Source organism: Devosia alba (assembly GCF_039938915.1).
Classification (GTDB): domain Bacteria; phylum Pseudomonadota; class Alphaproteobacteria; order Rhizobiales; family Devosiaceae; genus Devosia; species Devosia alba.
The window spans coordinates 70101-92798 of sequence record NZ_JBDUUI010000006.1; the positions used below are offsets into that span (position 1 = coordinate 70101).

Below are 22698 nucleotides of genomic sequence, written 5' to 3' on the forward strand. Positions count from 1 at the left end.
ATCACTGCAAGGTGAAGCCCCGGGTGCCAGCCGACAGGGCGTCCGGGGAGAGATTGATCAATGATTCCAGTGTTGTCCATAAGATTGCGGCACGGATGGCCCGTCCCGGGAAGAGCTGAGTTGCAACCAACGCATATAGTCCAAGCTGGGTGACGTAACGCCCCGGTACCTCGCCCGGTCCCCCCGGCACTGACGCATCGGACTTGTAGTCGACCACCAATACCCCCTGTGCGTCAATCACCAGTCGGTCGATGCGACCACTCAGGCGAATGGGCTGGCCATCGCGTTGCGCGTCCAGCAAAAACGGCACTTCGGCGCGGCTGCCGGGGCCAAACAGATGGGCCAGTTCGGGGCGGGTGAGGATGGCGATGGCCTTGGCGGCCAGCCTTGCGTGGTCCGCAGGCGAATCAGGCAGCAGGGCGGCCAGCGCCTTGTCGGCGATCTCGGGCCAGATGGCGGGATCGAGCTTGCCCAGATGCTGCAGCAAGGCGTGCAGGGCAATGCCCTCGCGCCGCGCCGCCTCGGCATCGCGGACCTGTTCGGCGAGGCTATCGAGCGCGGCGCCGGGAAAAGCGGCCTTGCCGGCCAGCGATGGCGAAACCTGGGGAATGTTGAGCGGGGTGGGCAAGGGAGCAAAGCTGAGCGGCGCTGTGCGGGCGCTGGCCCGCTCGGGCGTGGCGCCGATGGCGGCGGGCGCGACGCGAAGCCGCGGATAGACCAGCGCCGATTCGGCGCCATCGGCATCGGTCTGGCTCTGGGCATGCGGGCGCAGGGCGGTCTCGATGGACTCGTACCAGCTGCCCTCAAGCTGCTTGCCGGCGTCCGAGCCCGGGGTCAGCGCGCCGGTGACATAGAGTTCATCCTCGGCGCGGGTCATGGCGACATAGAGCTTGCGCCAGTATTCGCGCTCGAGATTGTCGTCGCTCGCCTGCTTGATGGGCAGGGTGGCAGCGACATGGTCGGCGGTGCTGGAAGCGTGGATGAGTAAGGGCCCAGGCGCCTCGGCCAAGAGATAGACCGGCTTGCCGATCATCTGCTTGCGCTGCTTGGTCGCGGCATCGGCAAGGATGACGATGGGCGCTTCAAGCCCCTTGGCGCCGTGCACGGTCATCACCCGGACGCCGCCACCGGATTCGGGCAGTTCGCGCTTGATGGTGCCCGAGCGCTGGCGCATCTCGGCGACAAAGCCCTGCAGCGAGGGCTGGGGGCCCTGCTCGTGGTTGAGCGCCAGCTCGAGCAGTTCGGCGACCACGTCATCGACCTCGCCGCCAAAGCGGGCATGGAAGCGCTTGCGGCCGCCTTCGGCGTAGAGCACCTGGGTGAGGAATTCGAAGGGGCGCTCGAAATCCAGCGCGCCGCGCCAGCGGAGCAGGCGCTCGGCGGCGGCGACACAATTGGCGTCGGCGTGTTCAGCCAGTGCGTGCCAGAGAGTCTGGTTCTTGGCGCGGGGCTGGGCCAGGGCGAACAGGGTTTCTTCGTCGATATCAAACAGGGGCGAGCGCAACAGCGCCGCCAATTGCAGATCATCGGCAGGGTTGAGCAGCACGTCGCACAGCGCCAGCAGATCCATGACCGCGATATGGCTGGTGACACCAAGGCGGTCGGCGCCCGGCGTGGGGAGATTGGCATTGCGCAGGGCGCGAATGACTTCCTGAAACACCGGGCCGCGCGACTGCACCAGGATCAGCACGTCATCGGCGGTGACGGCGCGGCCACGGCCGGTGAGCGGGCGTTGCCCATCGACCCAGCGCCTGATCTCGCTGGCAATACGCTCGGCAATCTGGCGCGGGGCGCTGCGCTCGGTTTCGAGCACGGTGGTGGGCCAGTCGCTGCCGGCGGGGGCATCGGCCACCTGCTGGGTGGGGGGCCAGAGCGTCACCGAACCGCCGCGCATGGTGCGGGCGGTATTGTGGTGCACCTTGTCGGTTTCGAGCAGGGCGGCCTGAATGTCCTGCCGATCGCTGACCAGATCCACGGCGGCGAGGATTTCGGGCAGGGTACGGAAGCTGGTGCGCAGCGGCACCGGCTGGAATGGCAGGTCGACGCTGTCGGCCCTGAGCGAGAAGTCGCGCCCGGTATCGGCGAACAGGGCCGGCTCGGCGCCCTGGAAGGAATAGATCGACTGTTTCTGATCGCCCACCGCAAACAGCGAGCGCGGGCGGCTGACGGCCCCTGCCCCGGCGAAATACTCTTCGGCAATGGCCCGCACCACGCGCCATTGCTCGCCATTGGTATCCTGGCTTTCATCGACCAGAATGTGGTCGATGCCGGCATCGAGCTTGTAGCGCACCCAATCGCCGGACTGGTGCTGGAACAGATCGGCAAGGCGTTCCACCAGATCGTCGAAATCGAGCAGCGAGCGGGTGCGCTTTCGCGCCTCGTAGCGCTTGCCGACGGCGGCGACGATGTCGAGCAGGGCGTCGCTGCGCGCGACCAGGCTGGCGGCACGACGGGCGGCAGCGAGTTCGGCGAGGCGTTCGGCTTCGGCAGTGAGCAGATCGGCGAGATCCGGATCGGCCGTGCTGACCGCCTTGACGACAAGGCGGGCCGGCACGGTTTCGTCGGCGGTGAGGAAGGCGCGCAGCCAGGCGGCGGGCGACGGGTTGGCCGGGTCTATGGCGGCCAGTTTGTCCTCGAGTTTGCGATTGCCGCCCGAGGGCGGGCACAGGGCATAAAGCCGGGCGAGGTCGGCCCCGGTCAGCAGGCGCTCGGCGAGAATGGCGGTGTTGATCTCGCTGACGGAGCGATTGGCAGCGGCGCCGATCAGCGCGCGCAGATTGGCCTTGGCCTGTTCGGGATTGGCCAGCACCAGCTTGAGCTTGCGGCCATCGGCGAGGGCGGCATTGATGGCGTTCTTGATCTGCTCGTCGCTGAGGGTCTGGAACAGGGTTTCCACCGCCCCATCGACATCAAGACCGGCCGAGAGCACGGTTTCGCGGGCCGAGAGCAGCATGGCGCTGCGCTCATCATCCTCGATGACGGCAAAATCGAACGGTACGCCGGCCTCGAGCGGAAAGCGGTGCAGCACGGATTCGCAGAAGGCATGGATGGTGACGATCTTGAGCCCGCCGGGGGTTTCGAGCGCCTTGGCAAACAGGGTCCGGGCGCGTTCGCGCAGCTCGGGGGAAACATTGCGCCCTTCGACCTTGGCCAGTTCGAGATCGAGGTCGGCATCGTCGAACAGGGCCCATTTGGCCAGTTCGCCGGCGACGCGGCGGCGCATTTCGGCGGCGGCGGCCTTGGTATAGGTCAGGCACAGCACCGTTTCGGGCGCCACGCCGGCCAGCAGCAGGCGCAGCACGCGGCGGGTGAGCACGAAGGTCTTGCCCGATCCGGCATTGGCCGACACCCAGATCGACCAGGACGGATCGGCGGCGCGCGCCTGCTGGGCGCTGGTATCGAAGGGAACGACGAGGGTGCCACGATCGCTCATGAGGCGTCCTCCCCGCCATCGACAGCCGTCCATTCGGCGAGCCGGGAGAGATGATCATAGGCGCCGGCGAAGCGCTGGCCGGGCAGCGGCAGCAGGCGGGCCGGCATGGGCGTGTCGCGCAGCAGGAAGAATTCGACGTGGCGCTGCATGCGCGCGGTGATTTCGTCGGCGGCAGCCATGATGTCAAAGCCGTCGGCGGGCACGAAGGGCCGGGCGGTGAAGGCGTCGGGGCCGAGGCCGACCTTGATATAGGTGAGGGCCGAGGTGGCAGCAGGGGCGATATCGCCCTTGAGCGTGCCGGCATTGGCCATTTGCGCTTCGAGCAGCAATTGGGGGACTTCGAAGGCCTGCATGGCGCCCTTGCTGGGGGGCGAGCCGGTCTTGAAATCGATGATCTCGAGCGTGCCATCGTTGAGCGCATCGATGCGGTCGGCCCGGCCGCGCAGGGTGAAGGGTTCGCTCAGATGCAGCTTGAGCTCGCCATCGATTTCAGCGTGACGCCGAGCGACCAGGGGCTCGCGGGCGCGCTCGAAATCGAGGAACTGGGTGGCGGCGGTGTGGAAGCGGCGCAGCCAGATATCGCGGCGCTCGCCAATGGCGTCGAGCCCGGAGAACTTATCGGCGGCGATGGCCATCAGCGTGTCGATGGCGTCTGGCGCCATGACGTCGCACCTGTCCTGGACAAACTGGGCGAAGATATCGTGGATGATGGTGCCGCGCTCGCGGGCATCGGGGCTTTCGCCGAGCGGATCGAGCGGACGCAGCTTCAGCACATGCTTGGCATAGATATCATAGGGCGAGCGCATCAGTGTCTCGATCTCGGTGACCGAGAGGGCGCGCGGGCGAGTGCTGGCGGGCGGATTGGGTGCCGGGCGCGGCGCCGATTTTGTTTCTTCCACCGCATCGAGACGGCGGGCCTGCTCCAGCCAGGTGGCGCCGCGCTGCTCCCAGATTGCGGCGGTCTCGGTGCCGGCAAAGGCGGTGAGTCGCTGCAAGAGGCGCGAGGCAATGGCGGGGCTGGCGCCAACGCGGTCGGCATAGGCGATGATGACTTCGGCATTGCCCAGCGCCTGGGCAAAGTCATGCGCGGCCAGGCCCTGCCGGCGTTCGGGCGGGTTGAGCCCGGCCGCCAGGCGCATGCCACGGCTGAGCCAGGGGCCGGGATCGGCCGGTTCGGGCCATTTGTCTTCGTTGAGCGCCGCCAGAATCAGCAGATCGGGATTTTGCAGCCGGGCCTCGAGCTGGCCCCAGATGGCGATGTCGCTGCGGCGCTCCTCATGGGTGCGCACCTGGGCGCCGAGCATCAGGGCGGTCAGCACACCATCAAGCTGGCGCGGCCGGAAGGTGTGGCCTTCGCCGCTGAGGTCGGCCATTTGCCGGGCCCAATCGCCCAGCTCGAGACGCCCGGGAATGTCGGCGCCATCGGCCACGGCATCAAAGGCGGTGCATAGTGATGACGCCAGGGCGCTGGCCCGGATGGTCTTTTCCGCCAGCAGGGCGAACAGTGGCGCCAGCGCGGCTTCGATCTGGTCGAACAGGGCGGTGATGGGCGCGCGATCGCCTTCGCTCAGCTGGCGCGCGGGATGGGTGGTGGTGCCCGCGATATTGGCAGCGAGCAGCTGGCGCAGTCCGGCAAGGCCAGGATTGGCCCGCTGGCCACGCAGCAGCCCGAGTTCGATGGCGTCGGCCAAAGAAGAGATGGCGGCGCGGCTCTGGCCGAAGCGGGTGGCGCGGTTGCGCAGCAGGGCCATCAGATCGACGGCGGCACAATTGGTTGTCGCCAGCGCCAGTATCTGTCGCAACAGCCGGCCGGCACCGGACTGGAACAGCGGCACGCCTGCGGCGTCATCGACGTCGACATCAAAGCGGCGCAGCTCGGCGGCGATGCGACGGGCCAGATTACGGTCGGGGGTAACGATGCCGACGGTCTTGCTTTCACTGAGGGCCTGCCGGGCGGCCAGGGCGACGGCGCGGGCCTCCTCGTCCTCGGTGCGGGCGCGAATGACAGAGAGGTTCTCGCTGGCCTGGTCGAGCTGGGCCGTGGTCAGGCGCTGGGTGGACCAGCGGGCGGTGTCCTTGGTCAGGGCCAGAGCGCGATGGACCAGCGTGGTGCGGGGATGATCACCGGGGGCCAGCTCGGTGACGTCGCTGATGGCAGCACCCATGGAGCGCAGCAGCCTGGCCAGGCCGAACTGCGGATGGCCGTGCGGATTGTTGCTGTCATCGAGCAGGGCGGCGTGATCGTTCGCGCTCATGGTGCAGTCGAGCCCGGGCAGCACCACCGCGCCGCGCGGCAGATCGTTGATGGCCTTGAGCAGGCGCGCCGTGGCGGCGATGGAGCCGGTTGAGCCGGCGGCAATGACCGGCCGGTCACCATAGACCAGGGGCGCGGCCTTGGCCTGACGATCAAGGCGCTGGCCGCGCAGGGCGGCGGTATCGGCCTGCCCCTTGGCCTCGAGCCGCACCGGCCAATAGGTCAGGGCGATGTCGAGAAAGGTCAGCGTCTGCTGCCAGTATTCGCCCAGATTGGCCTCGATCTCGGGGACGATGGCACGGATCTCGGCGGCGCCGCGCTCCTCGGTGTGCAGATCATCGATCAGCAGGCCGAGCGATTCGGCCATGGAGAGGATTTCGCCAGCGGTGGGCGGGCTGGAAAAGGCGCGTTGGCCGGCAGCGGAATTGGCCCATTGGTCAACGAGGCTGGAGAGCACCAGACGGCGTTCGAGCCCCGAGGCAGCGGGCAAGGGCGTGGGCGCGTCGAAGGGCGGCAGGAAGGGTTCCTCGTCTTCGACTTCGCCGCCAAAGCTGCGGATGTCGGGCAGAAGACCGTGACCCCTGCGGGCGAATTCATCGGCCAGCGCCAGCTTGGCGCGGCGGGTGGGCAGCACGATGGTGACATCGGTGAGCCAGAAGGGCTGGGTCTGGTCGGCGCCGCCCAGCAGGGTGCCGTCAATGACCCGGTCGGCCAGGGTGGCGATGAAGCGGGCATGGGGGGCAATGGAAAACAGCGTCATGGCGCGGCCGGCGCGACGAGCCGCGCTTCGGCTGCGGCAAGGCCAGCCGCGTCGCCGACATGAAACCAGGGGGCATTGAGCGCAACGCCATAAAGGGATTCGCGCTCGAGGCACTGCTCGAACAGATGGTTGAGCGAGAAGGCGCCGTCGCGGGTATTGTTGAACAGGGCTTTGCCCATCAGCGCCACGCCGCCATAGATCACCGGCGCACCGGTATCGCGGGTGATGGTGCCGTGCGGCGACAGGCAGAAATCATGGCTGCGGCCAAAGCCGGCGGCGTCGCGCGGGTGCACGCAAAGCAGCACCATGTCAGTGCGCTCGTCAAAGCGCGCCAGCATGCGGGCGAGCGGGGTGTCGCTACCGGCGGGCCAGAAGGCGTCGGTATTCATCACCAGAATGGGGTCCGAGAGCAGCATGGGCAGAGCGCGCTTGACGCCGCCGCCGGTATCGAGAAGCTCGTCCTCGCGACTGACCTTGAGCAGGCCGCCGAAATGGGCCAGCAACTGGTCGGTGCGGTAGTGGGCATTGGCGACAAAGCGCCGGGCGCCCTCGGCCCTGGCATTGTCCATCACCCGCTCGATCAACGGCACGCCGGCCACCGGCACCAGCGGCTTGGGAATGGAATCGGTAATGGGGCGCAGGCGGGTGCCCAGGCCCGCGGCCAGCAGCATCACATCGGGGAATCGGCTGGGTTCGGTCATGTCGGGATAAGAGCCGTACACCGTCGCCGAGGCAAGAGCTGTAGACCGCTGCACCGATTTAGCAGTCGACACCGTCCCCCTTGCGGGGAGGGTCAGGGAGGGGATGGGCGCCCCGGTATCGGGGCTCTCACACCCCCTCCCAACCTCCCCCGTCGAGGGGGAGGTGCCGCTCCGTGGGCGGGGCGAAACGGTGCGCCCGCTATGCCCGCAGCACGCCGCCGGTGGATTTGGTGACGGCGGCGACGATGGCGGCGGATATCGTGTCGATGTCCTCGTCGGTCAGGGTCTTGTCGCTGGGCTGGATGGTGACGGCGATGGCGACCGACTTCCTGCCTTCGCCGAGATGGGCGCCCTCGAAGACGTCAAAGATGGTGACGTCCTTGATCAGCGCCTTGTCGGCACCGCGGGCGGCGCGGAGGATGGTGGCGGCCGTGACCGAAGCATCGACCACAAAGGCAAAGTCGCGGGTGAGCGGCATCAGGGATGACAGCGCCAGGGCCGGCTTGGTCTTCGTGGCTTTCTGGCGCGGCTCGGGGATGGCATCGAGGTCGATCTCGAAGGCGGCGACGGGAAAATCAATGTCGAGCTCGGCGGCCATGGCCGGGTGCAGTTCGCCGAACCAGCCCAGGGTGATCTTGGGGCCCAGGGCGATGCGGCCACCACGACCGGGATGGCTCCAGGGCGCGGGTTCGGCCAGGATCTGGACCTTGTCGATATCAACGCCGAGCGCATCGAGCGCGGCGGCCAGATCGGCCTTGGCGTCGAACACGCCGACCTTGTCGGCCTTGCCCGACCAGTGGCGGCCCGCGCCGGTAAGCCTGGCCGTGCCGGTGCGGATGCCGCTGGCATAGGTGTGCTGGCCCTCGGGACTGGCGGAGAGGAAAACCTGGCCAACTTCGAACAGGCCCAGATCATCTATGCCGCGATTGGCATTGCGACGGGCCGCGGCGAGCAGGCCCGGCAGCAGCGAGGGGCGCATATCGGTCATGTCCGCGGCAATGGCATTGGCCAGCTGCAGGCTTTCCTGACCACCGCCAAAACGGGTGGCTTCACCATGGCTGATGAAGCTCCAGGTCACCGCCTCATCGAGACCGCGCGACGCCAGCGCCCGGCGGGCGATGCGGCGGCGGTTCTGGATGGTGGTCAGCATGCGCGGCGCGACATGGCTGAGACGGGCCAGCGGCTCGACAGGGATATTGTCGACGCCGACCATGCGCATGACTTCCTCGACCAGATCGGCCTTCAGCGTCACGTCGGGACGCCAGCTGGGCACCTTGACGGTGAAGCTGTCGCCCTTGGCGGTCAGCTCGAAGCCGAGCCTGGTGAGGATGGCGGTAATAATCATCGGCTCGACATCGAGACCGGTGAGGCGTTTGACTTCGGACAGCGGAAAATCGACCACGGTATTGGGGTAGATATCGTCGCCGGAAATGGCAGGCTCCATCGGCTCGCCACCGCAAAGCTCGAGCACGAGGCGCGTGGCCAGTTCCAGACCGGGATCGGTCAAGGCCGGATCGACATGGCGTTCGAGGCGATAGCGGGCATCGGAGACAATGCCGGTCTTGCGGCCGGTGCGGGCGACCAGATCGGGGTCCCAGCTGGCGCATTCCATGAAGACATTGGTGGTGGCTTCGGTGACGCCGGAGCGCACGCCGCCCATAATGCCACCGAGGCAGAGCGGACCGAGATCATCGGCGATGACGGTCATGGTCTCGTCGAGCGTATAGACCTTGTTGTCGAGCGCCTCGAACGCCTCGTTGCGGGCATTGCGCAGCACGGGCTGGCCAACGATCTTGTCGGCGTCATAGGCGTGCAGCGGGCGGCCCCAGCCAAGCGAAACGAGATTGGTGATATCGACAATGGCGTTGATGGGGCGCAGGCCGACGGCGCGCAGGCGCTGCTGCAGCCAGGCGGGGGACGGGCCATTCCTGACCCCCGTGATATAGCGGCCACCAAAGCGGCGAATGGTCTTGGGCTCATCGGCGCTGAATAGCTGCGGCAGCGGCAGAATCGGGCTGGGGCCCCTGGAGGGGACCGGCGACATGTCGGTGGCTTTGAGCGTACCCAGGCCATAGGCGGCCAGATCGCGGGCAATGCCATAGACGCCGGTGGCGTCGCCGCGATTGGGGGTGATGGAAATGTCGAACACCACGCCACCAATGCCGGCATACTGGTCATAGGGCACCCCGATCGGCGCATCGGCGGGCAGCTCGATAATGCCGTCATGGTTGTCTGAGAGTTCGAGCTCGGCATCCGAGCACAGCATGCCATTGCTGACCTGGCCGCGGATATTGCCCTTGCCGATGGTCATGTCCTTGCCCGGAATATAGGTGCCGGGAGCGGCGAACACCGATTTGAGGCCGGTGCGGGCATTGGGGGCGCCGCAGACCACGTCGATCAGTTCGCCGGTGCCGGCATCGACCTTGCAGACGCGCAATTTGTCGGCATTGGGGTGCTGTTCGGCCGAGACGATATGGGCGGTGACGAAGCTGGAAAAGGCCTTGCCCTGATCTTCCATGCCTTCGAGTTCGAGCCCGATCAAGGTCAGCGTGGTGGCGATCTCGGTCGCCGACGCATCGGTGTCGAGGTGCTGCTTGAGCCAGTCGAGGGTGAATTTCATGAGATCGGCACCTTAGCGGAAGTCGCTCTGGCTGCCGGAGATCGGCGGCAGAGCGTGGGAAATTTTCATCAGTTCAACGAGCACATTGGCAAAGCCGCGGGCATCGTCGATGGCTTTATGGGTATGGGCGATGTGACCAAAGAACTCGGCGGGCAGCCGGCTCATGCCCCATTGCGGATAGGGGACGCCGCGCAGCGTGCCGGCCATGGTGTAAAGACAGACCCCGCCGCCCTTGAAGATCTGGCGCTGGGCAAAGGGGCCGCCCAGCACGCGGGTATCGGCGAAGCTGTCGAGATAATGGTCCATCCACAGCCCGTCAAACATCATCGGCGCGGCGGCAAAGACGCAGGGACCGGGCAGGCTGTCGACCCAATCGGCATAGCGCGGCATGACGATCTCGGCCGGCTCGGCGCCGGTGGTGGCTGCCGCCCAGGCTTCGGGCTGGGTGGCCCACCAATCCATGGTCATCGGGCTTTGCGTCTTGTCGGCGCGCGGCTCCAGCACGGCCTCGAACTCGCCATAGCGCTGGCCATCGGCATCAATGGCGACCGAGGCAAAACTGAGCATGGAATGGCGCAAGGGCGTGGGGCCATCGGCTTCAATGTCGGTGACGATGAAAATCGCATGGTCTGGCGCGTCAGTCATGCTAGCTGCTCAACCCACCAAACAGGGTCGGCAGGTCCAGCGGGCGGAAGCCGTAATGGTCGAGCCAGCGCTGGTCGGCGTCAAAGAAGGCGCGCAGGTCGGGCATGCCGTATTTCAGCATGGCGATGCGGTCGATGCCCATGCCCCAGGCGAAACCCTGGTAAATTTCGGGGTCGAGGCCGGCATTGGCGATGACATTGGGATGGACCATGCCGCAGCCCAGGATCTCGAGCCAGTCACTGCCTTCGCCGATCTTGACTTCGCTGCCGGAGCGGTCGCACTGCACGTCCACTTCCATGCTGGGTTCAGTGAAGGGGAAGAAGCTGGGGCGGAAGCGAAGGGTGACGTTGGGGACCTCGAAATAGGCCTTGAGGAACTCCTCGAGCACCCAGCGCAGCTGGCCGATATGGCTCGACTTGTCGATAACGAGGCCCTCGACCTGATGGAACATCGGGGTGTGGGTCTGATCGCTATCATTGCGATAGGTGCGGCCGGGCATGACGACGCGGATCGGCGGATCCATGGCGGGAGTGAGATAGGCCGCGGCGGGCTTTTCATTGGTTTTCTGCATGACGCGCATCTGCACCGGCGAGGTGTGGGTGCGCAGCACCTTTTTGACGCCATCGGGGCCCGGCTTCATGAAGAAAGTGTCGTGCATTTCCCGGGCCGGATGGCCTTCGGGGAAATTCAGCGCGGTGAAATTGAGGTAGTCGGTCTCGATATCGGGGCCTTCGGCGATGGAAAAGCCCATGTCGGAGAAGATCGCGGTGATCTCGTCAATGGTCTGGCTGATCGGGTGGATGCGGCCGCGCGCAGTGGGCGCGGGCTGGACTGGCAGGGTGACATCGAGGGTTTCGGCGCGCAGGCGGGCGTCGAGCGCGGCGGCTTTGAGTTCGTTGCTCTTGGCGTCGACAAGCCCGGCGATCTCGAGCTTGAGGCCATTGATGGCCGGGCCGGCGCTTTTGCGCTCCTCGGGGGCCATGGCGCCGAGCGAAGCCAGCAGCGCCGAGACGCTGCCTTTCTTGCCCAGGGCAGAGACGCGGACGGTATCGAGCGCGGCCTCATCGGCGGCTGCGGCAATGGCAGCGCTGAGGTCGCTGCGCAGGGTGTCGATCTGGGTATCGAGAGACATGGCATTCTCATTCGGTCGTTTTGCGGGCTTTAGAGCATTTTGAGCCAGCAGAGTCAGGTGCAAATTGCATGGTCGTCCCTCTCCAGTTGAGGGAGAAGGGTAAAAGAGGCCGACGCCAACAAACAGAAACGCCCCGCGCCAGCCCAGAGGGCGGCGCAAGGCGTCAAAATCGACCTCAGCGAAGCTGGGGAGAGTTAGGCGGTGACGCGAGCGTGGGTAACAGTGTCCACGTCTTCCAGATACGCCAGAGCAGCCTTGGCCTTGGTGACCAGCACGGCGAACGCTTCAGGCTGGGTGATCGCGAGATCGCTCAGCACCTTACGATCGACAGCAATCTCAGCTTTGCTGAGGCCGTCGATAAATCGACCATAGGTCAGGCCCTGGTCGCGCACGGCAGCATTGATGCGCTGGATCCAGAGGGCGCGGAAATTGCGCTTCTTGATGCGACGATCGCGATAAGCATACTGGCCGGCCTTTTCGACAGCCTGCTTGGCGATGCGAATCGTCGACTTGCGGCGGCCATAATAGCCTTCAGCAGCCTTGAGAACTTTTTTGTGGCGGGCGTGATTGGTAACGCCTCTTTTAACGCGTGACATGTGTCAGCTTCCTTTCAGCGTTAGCGATTGTACGGCATGTACCACTTGACCAGACCCTCGTCGCCCTTGGACAGGATCTTGGTACCGCGGTTCGTGCGAATGTACTTGGCATTGTGGTTGATCAGGCGGTGGCGCTTGCCGGCGACGCCTGCCTTGACCCGACCGGTCGCTGTGAAACTGAAACGCTTTTTGGCGCCAGACTTCGTCTTCATCTTGGGCATTTTGCGGGTCCTTATAAGAAGATTGGATGGATTTGGCCCATCGCATTCAGAGATCGCCACGGCATGCCTGTTGGCCGGGCGATCCGGAGAAGTTGGCTCTATAAGCGGAAACCGGGGACAGAGCAAGAGGCTCAAGCAGAGTCTGACGCCGTCAAATCCGTGGGGCGCGGCGGCCGCGATCGTCCAGCTTGCCGAGGCGCTGACAAATGGAAAAACGGGCCGCTTAACGGCATTGTTGATGACTGATCACGGCTCAGTGTTCAGCTTCTGCGAACGGCAGTGAAACTTCCTGCGCCGGCACTGCGTATTTCCCAGCGAGATCAAAACGACCTCTACCCCCATCAACGCAAGGAAATCACTATGAAACTGCTCAAGATCGTCGCCCTTTCCGCTACCCTTCTGGCCGGCGCGTCGAGTGCCAGCCTGGCCGCCAACCCGTATGACGTGATGGACGGGGTCAGCTCGCTCAGCGCCATTCAGGAGGCCTTTGGCGCCACCGTATTGCAGGTCAACCAGAACGAGGCGGCCGTCCTGTCATTCGACAACGACCTCAATTCGGTACAGGCCCGGGTGGGCAACAATCATCGCCTGCTCGAGACCATTGAGCGTCAGGGCTATACGCTCGAGCAGATTGTCGGCGTCAGCGGCGAACAGAACAGCCTGACCCTTTACGCACTGTAAGCCTGGCGACAGACTGGCCGGCTCCTGCGGGGGCCGGCCACAGGCTAGGCGCGTTTTGCCTGGGCGAGCCTGGGTTCCAGGTGATCCTCAAACAGCAGGCCGGGCTGTGCGGCCAGGGCGGGCCCATAGAGGGGCTCGGCAGCCAGCGAAATGTCGAGGAATTGTTCGAGCCCGGCGACATCCTCAGCCGGCAGGCCGTAAAAGCCGGCGCGCAGGCGCTGCAGCAGCGTGGTCTTTGAGGCGATCATGCCGGCAGCGACATTGGCGCCATTGCTCATCGAGGCGCTGCGCTTGATGTAATCGTGCAGCGGGGTGCCCAGATGAAACGAGGCCGGCACCTGGCGATAGAGCTGCAGCAGGAATTCCAGATCGGTCATATTGCTCATGGTGGCGTCATAGCGGCCATCGGTGCGGCGGCGATCCCAGACCAGCATTGAATCCATGGAGAGGCTGACCCATTTGTGCTGGCCCGGCGTCAGCGCCTGATCGGCCCCCTGCCCGACAAAACGCAGATGATTGAACGCTTCGTCCATCACATCGAGCGCGGTGGTGACAATGGCGTGCTCGGCGAGGGCCTCAACAGCCAGTTCGAGCTTTTGCGGCTTGAGCCGGTCATCGGCATCGAGAATGGCGGCAAACGGGGTGTCGAGACGCTCCAGCGCGCGATTGCGGGCGGTGGCGGCCCCCAGCCCGACCCCGCCGCTGCTCAGATGCAGGATGCGGCTGTCGTCCAGCCCGGCCTCCGCCAGCAGCCCGGCATAGTCAAAGCCATCATCGGCAATGAGCCAGAGCTGCCAATCGGCATGGGTTTGGGCCAGCACGGAGCGCACGGTGGCCAATATGGTGGGCTGGGCCCGAAAGGCCGGCGTGATGATGGAAACGGTGTGGGACACGGCAGCAAAACCTCGACCTTGAACGATGGGCGTGCAGGTCCCATATTCGTGGCAGACGCGCGATGCCACTGCAATCGGGTCGCGTGTCGGTGCGTTGCTTGACGATCAAGGACGGTGTGTATGACGCGTGTTTCGGTATTTTCCGCCCCATTTCTCCTCGGCTTTGACAGCTTTGAGGAGCGCGTCGATCGGTTGGCCAAATCTGCCGACGGGTATCCGCCCTATAACATTGAGCGCACTGTCGATGCCCAGGGCACCGAGCACTTTGTGGTTTCCATCGCCGTTGCCGGTTTTGGCGCCCATGAGCTTGAGGTTCTGGCCGAAGACAGCCAGATCATCGTGCGCGGCAAGCAGAAAGACGAGCCAGGGCGGGAGTTTCTGCATCGCGGCATTGCCGCCAGACAATTCCAACGCTCGTTCCTGCTGGCCGATGGCATGATGGTACTGGATGCAACTTTAGGGCACGGTATGCTCGTTATTACCATTGAACGCCCGCAAGCGCCCAAGAACGCCCGCCGTATCGAAATTCGCTCAATCTGAGGAAAGGCCGACACCATGTATGAAAAACCAACCGACGTGGCCGCAGCAGATCGCGTGATCCATCCGTTGAAATCACTGACACGGGCGCAATTTGCAGCCCTGGGCGGCGATGCCGTAGCCTATCTGCGCCCGGTGACCGGCGCTGTGCTGGGCACGCTGATCGAGGATGCGGTGTTTGAGGCCGAGACCGAGTATCAGCTGCTGATGGCGGCCAATGGTACGCCGCTGCTGGTGACCGACACCGAAGATTCCGTCAATGACTGGCTCGGCGAGAACAATCTGGGCCTGGCCACGCTGCACTGAACCCCACCAGGGCCAGCGACAAAATGAAAAACCCTCCAGCGTCACCCGCTGGAGGGTTTTTGTTGAGTGACTGACTGGCCCAGCCGATCAGGCGGCGTAGGTGCCCAGCAGGGATTGGGTGAGAATGGCGTGCATCTGGGCCGGGTCATCGGTCTGGCGCAGTTCATCGACCACATTATCGGTGCGCAGCAGCCGGGCCACGCGCGACAGCACCTTGAGATGATCGGCGCCGGCCCCGGTGGGCGCCAGCAGCAGGACCACCAGATCGACCGGCTGATCATCAACCGCATCAAACTCGATGGGATGATCCAGCCGCGCGAACAGCGCGGTGACACCCTTGAGTCCGGGGAGCTTGCCATGCGGAATGGCGATGCCATTGCCGAGCCCGGTGGAGCCAAGTTCCTCGCGGCCATTGATGGCAGCGAGGATGTCGGCCTTCGGGTACCCGGTCAGTTCAGCAGCACGGGTGGCAAGGTCCTCAAATAACTGGCGTTTGGCTGTTGTATCGGGATAAAATAGCACGGCACGCTCAGCCAGAATATTGGCCAATTCCATTCAAATTACCTTACGATTAACTGCGCCAGTTGTGGTTCAGGAGCACATCAACTGGCTCCGAGGGCGGGGTCGATCCAACCTATGTTACCGTCGGTGCGGCGGTAGACCACATTCAGTCCACCATGTCCAGCATGGCGGAACATCACAACTTGGCCACCGGTCAGATCGAGCTCCATCACCGCTTCCTCAACACTGAGCTGGCGCAGGCTCTTGGTGCCTTCGGCAATCACGGGCGGCGCATAGTCGGCGTCGAGCTCATCGAGCTGGGTGCCGGCATCAAGCACGGTATATTGCGCCGTCACGTCGCCGCCATTGGCGCCACGGCGGTGCTGCTTGAGCTTGCGGTTGTAGCGGCGCAGCCGCTTTTCAATGTTAAGTGCCATGACCTCATAGGCCGCGGTGGGGTCGCCACCCTGGGCACTGGCCTGCAAGGTCGCGCCGGAATCGAGGTGCACTACGCAATCGGCGCGGAAGCCGATGCCATCGGGTGAGAGGGTGAGATGACCGTCATAGCCGCCGTCGAAATACTTCCCGACAACGGTGTTGAAATGCTCCTCGGCTTTGCCGCGCAGCGAATCGCCGACATCCATGTTCTTTCCCGAAACGCGTAAGGTCATGGCTTCTATTCCCTTCTTGTCGTGTGCGACGTGAAGATCGCCGAAAGCCGTTCCCGGTTTCGGGATCACGCCTGCTGCCTACCCCTTGAGATATGGGTGGCCGCTACGCCAATGCTAGACCTGAGGGCGCGACCGAAGCAATGCGCAACTCCCGGTTCGGGGTGGTTTATCCCTTGGACTTGGCCACAAAAGCGCCTTATCCTGCGCGAGCCATCGGGCCGGGCGCTGGCGGGGTCAGGCCATTTGCTGGGAATTTTTCATCCGGCGGCGGCGCATCACCGATGAGGGGATATTCATCCCCTCGCGGTATTTGGCGACGGTGCGGCGGGCCAGCTCGATACCCTGCTCCTGCTTGAGCATCTCGGCAATGGTGTCATCGCTGAGCACCGCGGTGACCTGTTCAGCCTCAATCAGCTGCCGGATGCGGTGGCGCACCGCTTCGGCCGAGTGATCGCCGCCCCCATCGCTGGACGCAATGGCGGTGGTGAAGAAGTATTTCATTTCAAACAGGCCGCGCGGGGTGGCCAGATATTTGTTGGCGGTGACCCGGCTGACGGTGGATTCGTGCATCTCGATGGCTTCAGCCACCATGCGCAGGGTCATCGGCTTGAGATGGGCAATGCCGTGGGTCAGAAAACCATCCTGCTGGCGCACAATCTCGGCCGCCACCTTGAGAATGGTCTGGGCCCGCTGATCGAGGCTTTTGGTGAGCCAGTTGGCGGTGGAGAGACAATCGGACAGGAAGGCCTTTTCACCGGGGGCACGGGCCTGTTTGGTGACGCTGGCATAATAGACCCGGTTGACCAGCACACGGGGCAGCACCTCGGTATTGAGCTCGATCTGCCAACCCCCATCGGGGCCGCGCCGCACGAACACATCGGGCACCACGGTTTCGACCGGGCCGCTGTCAAAGGCCAGACCGGGGCGCGGATCGAGCCGGCGCAGTTCGGCCAGCATATCGACCAGATCTTCGCGATCACAGCCAATGACCCGCAGCAGGCCGGCCATATCGTGCGCGGTGAGCAGCTCCAGATTGTCGAGCAGCGCCTGCATCATCGGGTCGAGCCGGTCGCGCTCGCGCAGCTGGATGGCGAGGCATTCGGGAACGCTGCGGGCAAAGACGCCGACGGGATCGCAGCCCTGCAAGGCGAGCAGCACGGCCTCGATATCGGCCCGTTCGGCGCCCAGCTGCTCAGCCAGAGCATCCAGATCGGCGGTCAGGTAACCGGCTTCGTTGAGGCCATCGATCAGGTAGCGGGCGATCAGCCGATCGGCCGCCGTGCGCAGGATGAGGTTGGACTGGGCTTCAAGGTGTTCGCTCAGCACCGGGCGGGACGCGACAAACTGATCGATATCGGGCGCTTCGCCGGCCTCGGAGCTGCCATTGCGATCCAGCCGGCTGGCCGGATTGAGCTGATCCTGCGCGGTCTGGTCGGGGAACACATTCTCGACGGCGGTATCATAGCCATCGGCAATGGAATCGGCATCCTGGATGCGATCACCCCGATCGACAGTGTCTTCATAGGCAGTGATTTCGGTGGAGCGTTCGACCACTTCGGGGATGTCAGGCTCGCCGGGCTCGGCGCCATCGCCGCGCTCGAGCAGTGGATTGCGCAGCAATTCGTCCTCGACGAAATTGTTCAGCTCAAGGTGGCTGAGCTGCAGCAGGCGGATGGACTGCATCAGCTGCGGCGTCAGTGTCAGGCTCTGGGCCTGACGAAATTCCAGACGCGGCGAAAGTGCCATCAAACGAAACCCTGAGCACAAGTTCGGGCCAAAACTGCCCAATTTTCAGCGCGACCATGCCTCATTATTGCGCAGCGGGCAAGCAACGGCGCCCAATGCGGGCAAATTTCGTGCCAAGTCCCTTGCCAAGTGCGATGAGCGAGCTGCGCGGTCAGATTTCGAAATTTTCGCCCAGATAGACGCGGCGGGCATCGGGATCGGCGCTGATGGTCTCGGGGCGCCCCTGAATCATCACCTTGCCGCCGTGAATGACATAGGCGCGGTCGACCAGGCCCAGCGTCTCGCGCACGGCGTGGTCGGTGATCAGCACGCCAATGCCGCGCTGGGTGAGCTGGCGCACCAGTCCCTTGACCTCGGCCACCGCAATCGGATCCACCCCGGCAAAGGGCTCGTCGAGCAGCATGAAGGCGGGATCGGCGGCCAGCGCCCGGGCCAGTTCGACGCGGCGGCGTTCGCCGCCCGACAGGGCCAGCGCGTTGGATTTGGCCAGATGCTGGATGGAAAACTCCGCCAGCAAGGAGGCCAGCCGCGCCTTGCGCGCCGGCTTGTCGCTGATGTGGTTTTCCAGCACCGCCATGATATTGCCGCTGACCGTCAGGCCGCGAAAGATCGAGGGCTCCTGAGGCAGATAGCCAATGCCGAGCTGGCCGCGCTGGAACAGCGGCAGGTGGGTGATGGCGCGGCCATCAAGCTGGATGGAGCCGGCATCGGGTTTGACCAGGCCCATGATCATGGTGAACACCGTGGTCTTGCCGGCGCCATTGGGGCCGAGCAGACCGACGGCCTCACCGCGGCGCACCGCAATGGAGACATCGCGCACGACCACGCGCTTGCCAAAGCTCTTGGCCAGGTTATGGGCGACGAGCCAGCCGGTCTGGTCGAGGCGCGGCCTGGCCGGCTGATCGGGACTGGCGCTCATTGTGAGGTGAAGACGCCGGTAACCCGGCCCTTCTGGCCGCTGGTGAAAGTCGAGACATTGGTTTCAAGATTGACCACGAGCTCGTCGGAATTGACGGTACCACCGGCATTGACCACCACCACATCGCCAGTAAGGCGCAGCAATTGGTCGCCGGGGGTGAACACCGCGCGCTGACCGGTGGCAGTCTGATCGGTGGTTTCGAGCTTGACCGCGCCGGTGGCCTCGAAGGTCTTGATGTCGCTGGTGCCGCCGGCGCCATAGGTGGCCACCACCTTGGGGGCCCAGACCGTGACGGTGGGGTGAACCACCACCACATTGCCGGTGAACACGGCCGTGCTGGTCTGCTCGTCCAGCGTGAACAGGTCAGCCGTGATGTTGACCTCCTGCTGGGCAAGGGCCGGGGTGGCCGCAAGGGCCAGCGCGAGGAAAGCAAACAGGCGCAGCATCATGGTGACTTGATCATGGGGTGTCGGATCCGGGCGTGGAGGGCAAAGTGACGGTCACACGAGAAAATGTCCAGATGGCGTTGCTGACATCATAGGTCATGCCGACGCCATCGAGCGTGGTGCCGTCGGCATAGTCAATATGCACTGCGCCCTGGCCCACCAGGGTCTGGGCGGCATAGTCGAACAGCGAATCGCGGATGGTGCCGGTGGTGCCGGTCGATTCCTCGACCAGGGCGACGCCGGGGATGGTCACGGTCTCGCGGCCGGTATCGAGCGTGGCATCGCGCGCGGTGACCTCGGTCACCAGCCCGCTGCGGCGGCGCATGGTGAGGGCCGCCTCGCTCAGGGCGATCTGATCGGCGGCAGCAATTGCCGCCTCGGCCGACCTGGCCCAGACGCGGTAGGTGGTGCCATCGTCGAGCACGCCGGAATATTCGGGGGTCTCAATGGCGATGGTGTCGCGCGAGACCTCGATACGCCCGATTTCAAAGCGGCCGGTTAGGCTGGACAGATAGATCTGGCCGAGCAGCGCCACCAGGACGAGAAGGCCCAGCGCCGGCACGCCGATGCGCAGAATGGCGACCAGACGATTGCGCCCCTGCAGCCGGCGATAAATCGCCGCGCGCTGGGCGGCATCGGCCTGCAGGTCCAGCGCCAGATTATCCATCAGCTATGCGCGAAGATGTCGGTTTCGTCCCAGCCCAGCAAATCCAGTTCGCAACGCGTCGCGAGGAAGTCAAAGCAGGCCCGGGCGAGCTCGGTGCGGCCTTCACGGGCCAGCATGCGGTCGAGATGGCGCTTGAGATCGTGCAGATGCAGCACATCGGCGGCGGCATAGTCGAGCTGGGCATCGCTGAGCTTGTCGGCCCCCCAATCGGAACTCTGCTGCTGCTTGGACAGGTCGAGGCCCAGCAGTTCGCGGCTGATATCCTTCAGGCCGTGGCGATCGGTATAGGTGCGCACCAGCCTGGAGGCGATCTTGGTGCAGTAGACCGGGCCGGTGACCACATCGAAGCGGTTCCTGAGCACGGCCACGTCAAAGCGGGCATAGTGGAAGATCTTGGTGACCTTGGGATCGGCAAGCAGTTTGGTCAGATTGGGCGCCTGGCTGGCATCCTGCGGAATCTGGACGATATCGGCGCTGCCATCGCCGGGCGAGAGCTGGACGACACAGAGCCGGTCCCGATGGGGATGCAGGCCCATGGTCTCGGTATCGATCGCCACTTCGCGGCCGTCGTAATTGGACAAGTTGGGCAGGTCGCCGCGGTGCAGTCGGATCGCCATGAAAACTCTCGCAAGCTTGGGGTCTATCCCTGATGCCACAGCATCAAGGCGTTGGAAAGGCCGGCCCGCGATTGGCCGGCCCGAGATGGGGCGGCAGGCGACAGTCTAGGCCGGCCGCCGGCGCGGGCGGCGGGCCAGCACGGAAATGGCCAGGCCGAGCAGCAGCGCGATCAGCAGGGGCCAGTAGCGCAGCCGGGTGAACGGGGTGCTCTCGAGCCGATCATGGGGGCGAACATCAAGCGCCGCCATTTGCAGCGGTTCCAGTTGCGCGGTGATGCGGCCGAGCGGGTCGGTGGCAAAGGTCAGGCCGGAATTGGCAGCGCGGATCAGGCTCATGCCCTCCTCCACCGCCCGGATGCGGGCGTGATGGGCATGCTGGGCCGGACCGATGGAGTGATCAAACCAGGCATCATTGGTGATGTTGAACAGGAATTGCGCGTTCCCGGTATCGCCCAGATCGCCGGAAAACAGGATTTCGTAGCAGATCAGCGCCAGCAGGGAGGGCCTATTGGGCAGGCTGATCAGACGCCGACGGGCATCGCCATGGCTCCAGCCCTCAGCGCCGGGCACGAATTGCTTGATCCCCAGGCCGGCAAAGAATGGACCGAAGGGCAGGAATTCGCCGAACGGCACCAGATGGGACTTGTCATAGCTGGCGATGATTTCGCCATTGCTGTCGATGGCCAGAATGGCATTGAAGGGCGGGCCCGAGGGCAAAGCCGAGCCCGGCTCATATTGCTGGCGCGGCGCCCCGGCCAGCAGAGTGGTCTGTTCGGGCAGCAGCCGGGCAATGCGGGCCAGGGCCTCAGGATAGGTCGAGAGATAGAACGGCAGGCTGGATTCGGGCCAGACCAGCAGATCGATATCGGCCAGGCCCTGATCGGTCGGGTCCATGCGCATATCCGAGAGCATCAGCAGGCGATCGATGAGGGCGACAGGATCGGCATTGTTCCAATCGGCATGCTCATAGACCAGCGGCTGCACCAGCCGCATGGCGGTGTCACTGCGCTCGGTCGCGGTGATGCCGGCAAGGCGGTTGTAGCCATAGCCGAGCTGGGCGGCAATCACGGCAATGGCGACGAAGAAGGGCAGAAGCCGGCGGCTGAGACTGCGCCCGTCGGCCGGCCAGATCAGGGCCGGGGTCATGGCCAGCAGCGCTGCCAGCAGGGTCAGCCCGTAAATGCCGATGACCGAACTGAGCTGCATCATCTCGTCATTGGGGGTCAGGGCATAGCCGAGCAGATCAAAGGGAAAGCCGGTCAGCACATGGCCGCGGGCCCATTCGGCCAAGGTCAGAAAGGTGGCGAGGGTGACGATGCGCCAGGGCCCATGGCTCCACAACAGATGGGCCAGCGCACTGGCCAGCCCCCAGAACAGGGCAATCAGGGCGGCGAGCGCCAGAATGGCCAGCGGCATGACGGCCAGCATGATGCCGCCATCGACAAAGAAGGCCGCGCCCAGCCAATGGAAGGCGACAGCGAAATAGCCCCAGCCAAAGGCAAAACCGATGGTAAAGGCCGGGCCGAAAAGGCGGCGCCAGCCCCGCGGCGTCTCGGCCCCATCAAGGCACCAGATCCAGACCGGAAAAGCCAGGAACAGGGCGGGCAGGACAAAGAGCGGCGGCACCGACAGCCCGGCCAGTGCCCCGGCGGCCACCAGCAGCACGAAACGGCGCCAGCCGTGGCTGAGCATGGCGGTTTCGGCGAGCCAGGTCATGGCGGGTTAATCGGCGAATCAGGGCGCATGATGGCAAGCTGGCGGGTGCGACCCACAGCGTCAAGACACGGCGCGCCCCGGCCCGGGCGGGCGCGCGACGTTGGTTCGGGGGCGGCAATGCCGCCCGCTCGCTTCAGTGCATGCTGGCGTAGGGAAACAGGGCCTGCAGGTTCAGAATGGCGATCAGCCGATCTTCCTGGCGCACCAGGCGCGAAACCTTGGCGCTGGCGGGGTCGCCGCCATGGCCCGGCGCGTCCCGGAATTCGTCATCCTTGGCAAAAATGATATCGGACACCGAATCCACCAGAATGCCGACATTGGTCGCGCCCAGCGAGACCACCAGCACCACATGCCCGGGTGCCGCCTGCAGTTTTTGTCCGCCCAGCATGGCGGCAAGATCATGCACCTCCACCACGGTGCCGCGGATATCAAGCACACCGCAAGCCGAATGGGCGCCATCGGGCAGTTCGGTGGTGGGCGACCAACTGCGAATTTCGCGCACCGCCATGATGTCGACGCCATAGCCCTTGTCGCCGGCCGAGAAGGTCACGAACTGGTTGGCCTGCGTCGCGCCAAGCAGGTCTTGTCCGCCCTCTGATGGTTCAAATTGCAGTGCTGTACTCATCAAAAAACTCC

21 protein-coding genes are annotated in these 22698 nt (G+C 64.8%); 3 read left to right on the top strand and 18 right to left on the bottom strand.

Translation table 11 applies throughout. From position 1 onward, the window contains the following. Position 1 precedes the first annotated feature (1 nt). The 8 genes from addA to rpmI all read right to left on the bottom strand — a co-directional run bounded on the left by addA (position 2) and on the right by rpmI (position 12362). Positions 2-3433 carry a double-strand break repair helicase AddA gene (addA, locus tag ABFY71_RS10575; protein WP_347945952.1) on the bottom strand — a complete coding sequence of 1144 codons (3432 nt, stop codon included), beginning with the start codon at positions 3431-3433 and terminating at the stop codon, positions 2-4. After that, positions 3430-6447 (bottom strand): double-strand break repair protein AddB, encoded by a 3018-nt coding sequence (gene addB, locus ABFY71_RS10580; RefSeq protein ID WP_347945953.1) that lies wholly within the window; start codon positions 6445-6447, stop codon positions 3430-3432. Before addB ends, addA begins: the two co-directional genes overlap by 4 nt. Then, entirely contained in the window at positions 6444-7148 is a 705-nt protein-coding gene (locus tag ABFY71_RS10585) for a nucleotidyltransferase family protein (RefSeq protein ID WP_347945954.1), read from the bottom strand. The genes addB and ABFY71_RS10585 overlap by 4 nt, the downstream gene beginning before the upstream one ends. 199 nt (positions 7149-7347) lie before the next feature. After that, positions 7348-9768: a phenylalanine--tRNA ligase subunit beta gene (pheT, locus tag ABFY71_RS10590; protein WP_347945955.1), complete on the bottom strand. Its 2421-nt coding sequence runs from the start codon at positions 9766-9768 to the stop codon at positions 7348-7350. Between the two features lie 12 nt (positions 9769-9780). Then, positions 9781-10413: a DNA polymerase III subunit epsilon gene (locus tag ABFY71_RS10595; RefSeq protein WP_347945956.1), complete on the bottom strand. Its 633-nt coding sequence runs from the start codon at positions 10411-10413 to the stop codon at positions 9781-9783. A 1-nt stretch (position 10414) separates the two neighbouring features. Further along, a complete protein-coding gene (gene pheS, locus ABFY71_RS10600) occupies positions 10415-11545 on the bottom strand; it encodes a phenylalanine--tRNA ligase subunit alpha (RefSeq protein ID WP_347945957.1) in 1131 nt (376 codons plus the stop codon). A gap of 194 nt (positions 11546-11739) precedes the next feature. Beyond that, positions 11740-12141 (bottom strand): 50S ribosomal protein L20, encoded by a 402-nt coding sequence (gene rplT / locus ABFY71_RS10605; protein ID WP_305576748.1) that lies wholly within the window; start codon positions 12139-12141, stop codon positions 11740-11742. 20 nt (positions 12142-12161) lie between these two features. Beyond that, the gene (gene rpmI / locus ABFY71_RS10610; protein ID WP_035099236.1) at positions 12162-12362 is read right to left on the bottom strand and encodes a 50S ribosomal protein L35; all 201 of its coding nucleotides are present in this window, start codon (positions 12360-12362) and stop codon (positions 12162-12164) included. Positions 12363-12722: 360 nt separating this feature from the next. Between rpmI and ABFY71_RS10615 the strand changes: the two genes are divergently transcribed. Further along, the gene (locus tag ABFY71_RS10615; protein ID WP_347945958.1) at positions 12723-13043 is read left to right on the top strand and encodes a hypothetical protein; all 321 of its coding nucleotides are present in this window, start codon (positions 12723-12725) and stop codon (positions 13041-13043) included. Positions 13044-13087: 44 nt separating this feature from the next. Here the strand turns inward: ABFY71_RS10615 and ABFY71_RS10620 are convergent, their stop codons facing one another. Beyond that, positions 13088-13936 carry a glycosyltransferase family 2 protein gene (locus tag ABFY71_RS10620; RefSeq protein WP_347945959.1) on the bottom strand — a complete coding sequence of 283 codons (849 nt, stop codon included), beginning with the start codon at positions 13934-13936 and terminating at the stop codon, positions 13088-13090. A 120-nt stretch (positions 13937-14056) separates the two neighbouring features. Between ABFY71_RS10620 and ABFY71_RS10625 the strand changes: the two genes are divergently transcribed. Together ABFY71_RS10625 and ABFY71_RS10630 are read left to right on the top strand one after the other, a co-directional pair. Next, positions 14057-14476, top strand: a complete 420-nt coding sequence (locus ABFY71_RS10625) for an Hsp20 family protein (RefSeq protein ID WP_305576738.1) — start codon at positions 14057-14059, stop codon at positions 14474-14476. Between the two features lie 15 nt (positions 14477-14491). Then, complete coding sequence (locus ABFY71_RS10630) at positions 14492-14779, top strand: DUF1150 family protein (protein ID WP_305576736.1); 288 nt, start codon at positions 14492-14494, stop codon at positions 14777-14779. Between the two features lie 87 nt (positions 14780-14866). On the opposite strand, the gene ABFY71_RS10635 is transcribed toward ABFY71_RS10630, so the two are convergent. From ABFY71_RS10635 to ABFY71_RS10675, 9 genes are all read right to left on the bottom strand, one after another. After that, entirely contained in the window at positions 14867-15334 is a 468-nt protein-coding gene (locus ABFY71_RS10635; protein WP_347945961.1) for a PTS sugar transporter subunit IIA, read from the bottom strand. Positions 15335-15381: 47 nt separating this feature from the next. Beyond that, complete coding sequence (gene hpf, locus ABFY71_RS10640) at positions 15382-15951, bottom strand: ribosome hibernation-promoting factor, HPF/YfiA family (protein WP_305576732.1); 570 nt, start codon at positions 15949-15951, stop codon at positions 15382-15384. Positions 15952-16185: 234 nt separating this feature from the next. Further along, the gene (rpoN, locus tag ABFY71_RS10645) at positions 16186-17697 is read right to left on the bottom strand and encodes an RNA polymerase factor sigma-54 (protein WP_347945962.1); all 1512 of its coding nucleotides are present in this window, start codon (positions 17695-17697) and stop codon (positions 16186-16188) included. 151 nt (positions 17698-17848) lie between these two features. After that, positions 17849-18616, bottom strand: coding sequence for an LPS export ABC transporter ATP-binding protein (lptB, locus tag ABFY71_RS10650; RefSeq protein WP_305576728.1), 768 nt, complete (start codon positions 18614-18616; stop codon positions 17849-17851). After that, positions 18613-19065, bottom strand: a complete 453-nt coding sequence (locus tag ABFY71_RS10655; protein ID WP_305576726.1) for an LptA/OstA family protein — start codon at positions 19063-19065, stop codon at positions 18613-18615. The genes lptB and ABFY71_RS10655 overlap by 4 nt, the downstream gene beginning before the upstream one ends. A 10-nt stretch (positions 19066-19075) precedes the next feature. Continuing rightward, positions 19076-19729 carry a hypothetical protein gene (locus ABFY71_RS10660; protein ID WP_305576724.1) on the bottom strand — a complete coding sequence of 218 codons (654 nt, stop codon included), beginning with the start codon at positions 19727-19729 and terminating at the stop codon, positions 19076-19078. After that, the gene (locus tag ABFY71_RS10665) at positions 19729-20346 is read right to left on the bottom strand and encodes a ribonuclease D (protein ID WP_347945963.1); all 618 of its coding nucleotides are present in this window, start codon (positions 20344-20346) and stop codon (positions 19729-19731) included. Before ABFY71_RS10665 ends, ABFY71_RS10660 begins: the two co-directional genes overlap by 1 nt. Before the next feature lie 105 nt (positions 20347-20451). Further along, the gene (lnt, locus tag ABFY71_RS10670) at positions 20452-22062 is read right to left on the bottom strand and encodes an apolipoprotein N-acyltransferase (protein WP_347945964.1); all 1611 of its coding nucleotides are present in this window, start codon (positions 22060-22062) and stop codon (positions 20452-20454) included. 133 nt (positions 22063-22195) lie between these two features. Next, on the bottom strand, positions 22196-22687 hold the full coding sequence (locus ABFY71_RS10675) for a chemotaxis protein CheW (protein ID WP_347945965.1): 492 nt from the start codon (positions 22685-22687) through the stop codon (positions 22196-22198). Positions 22688-22698: the final 11 nt, after the last annotated feature.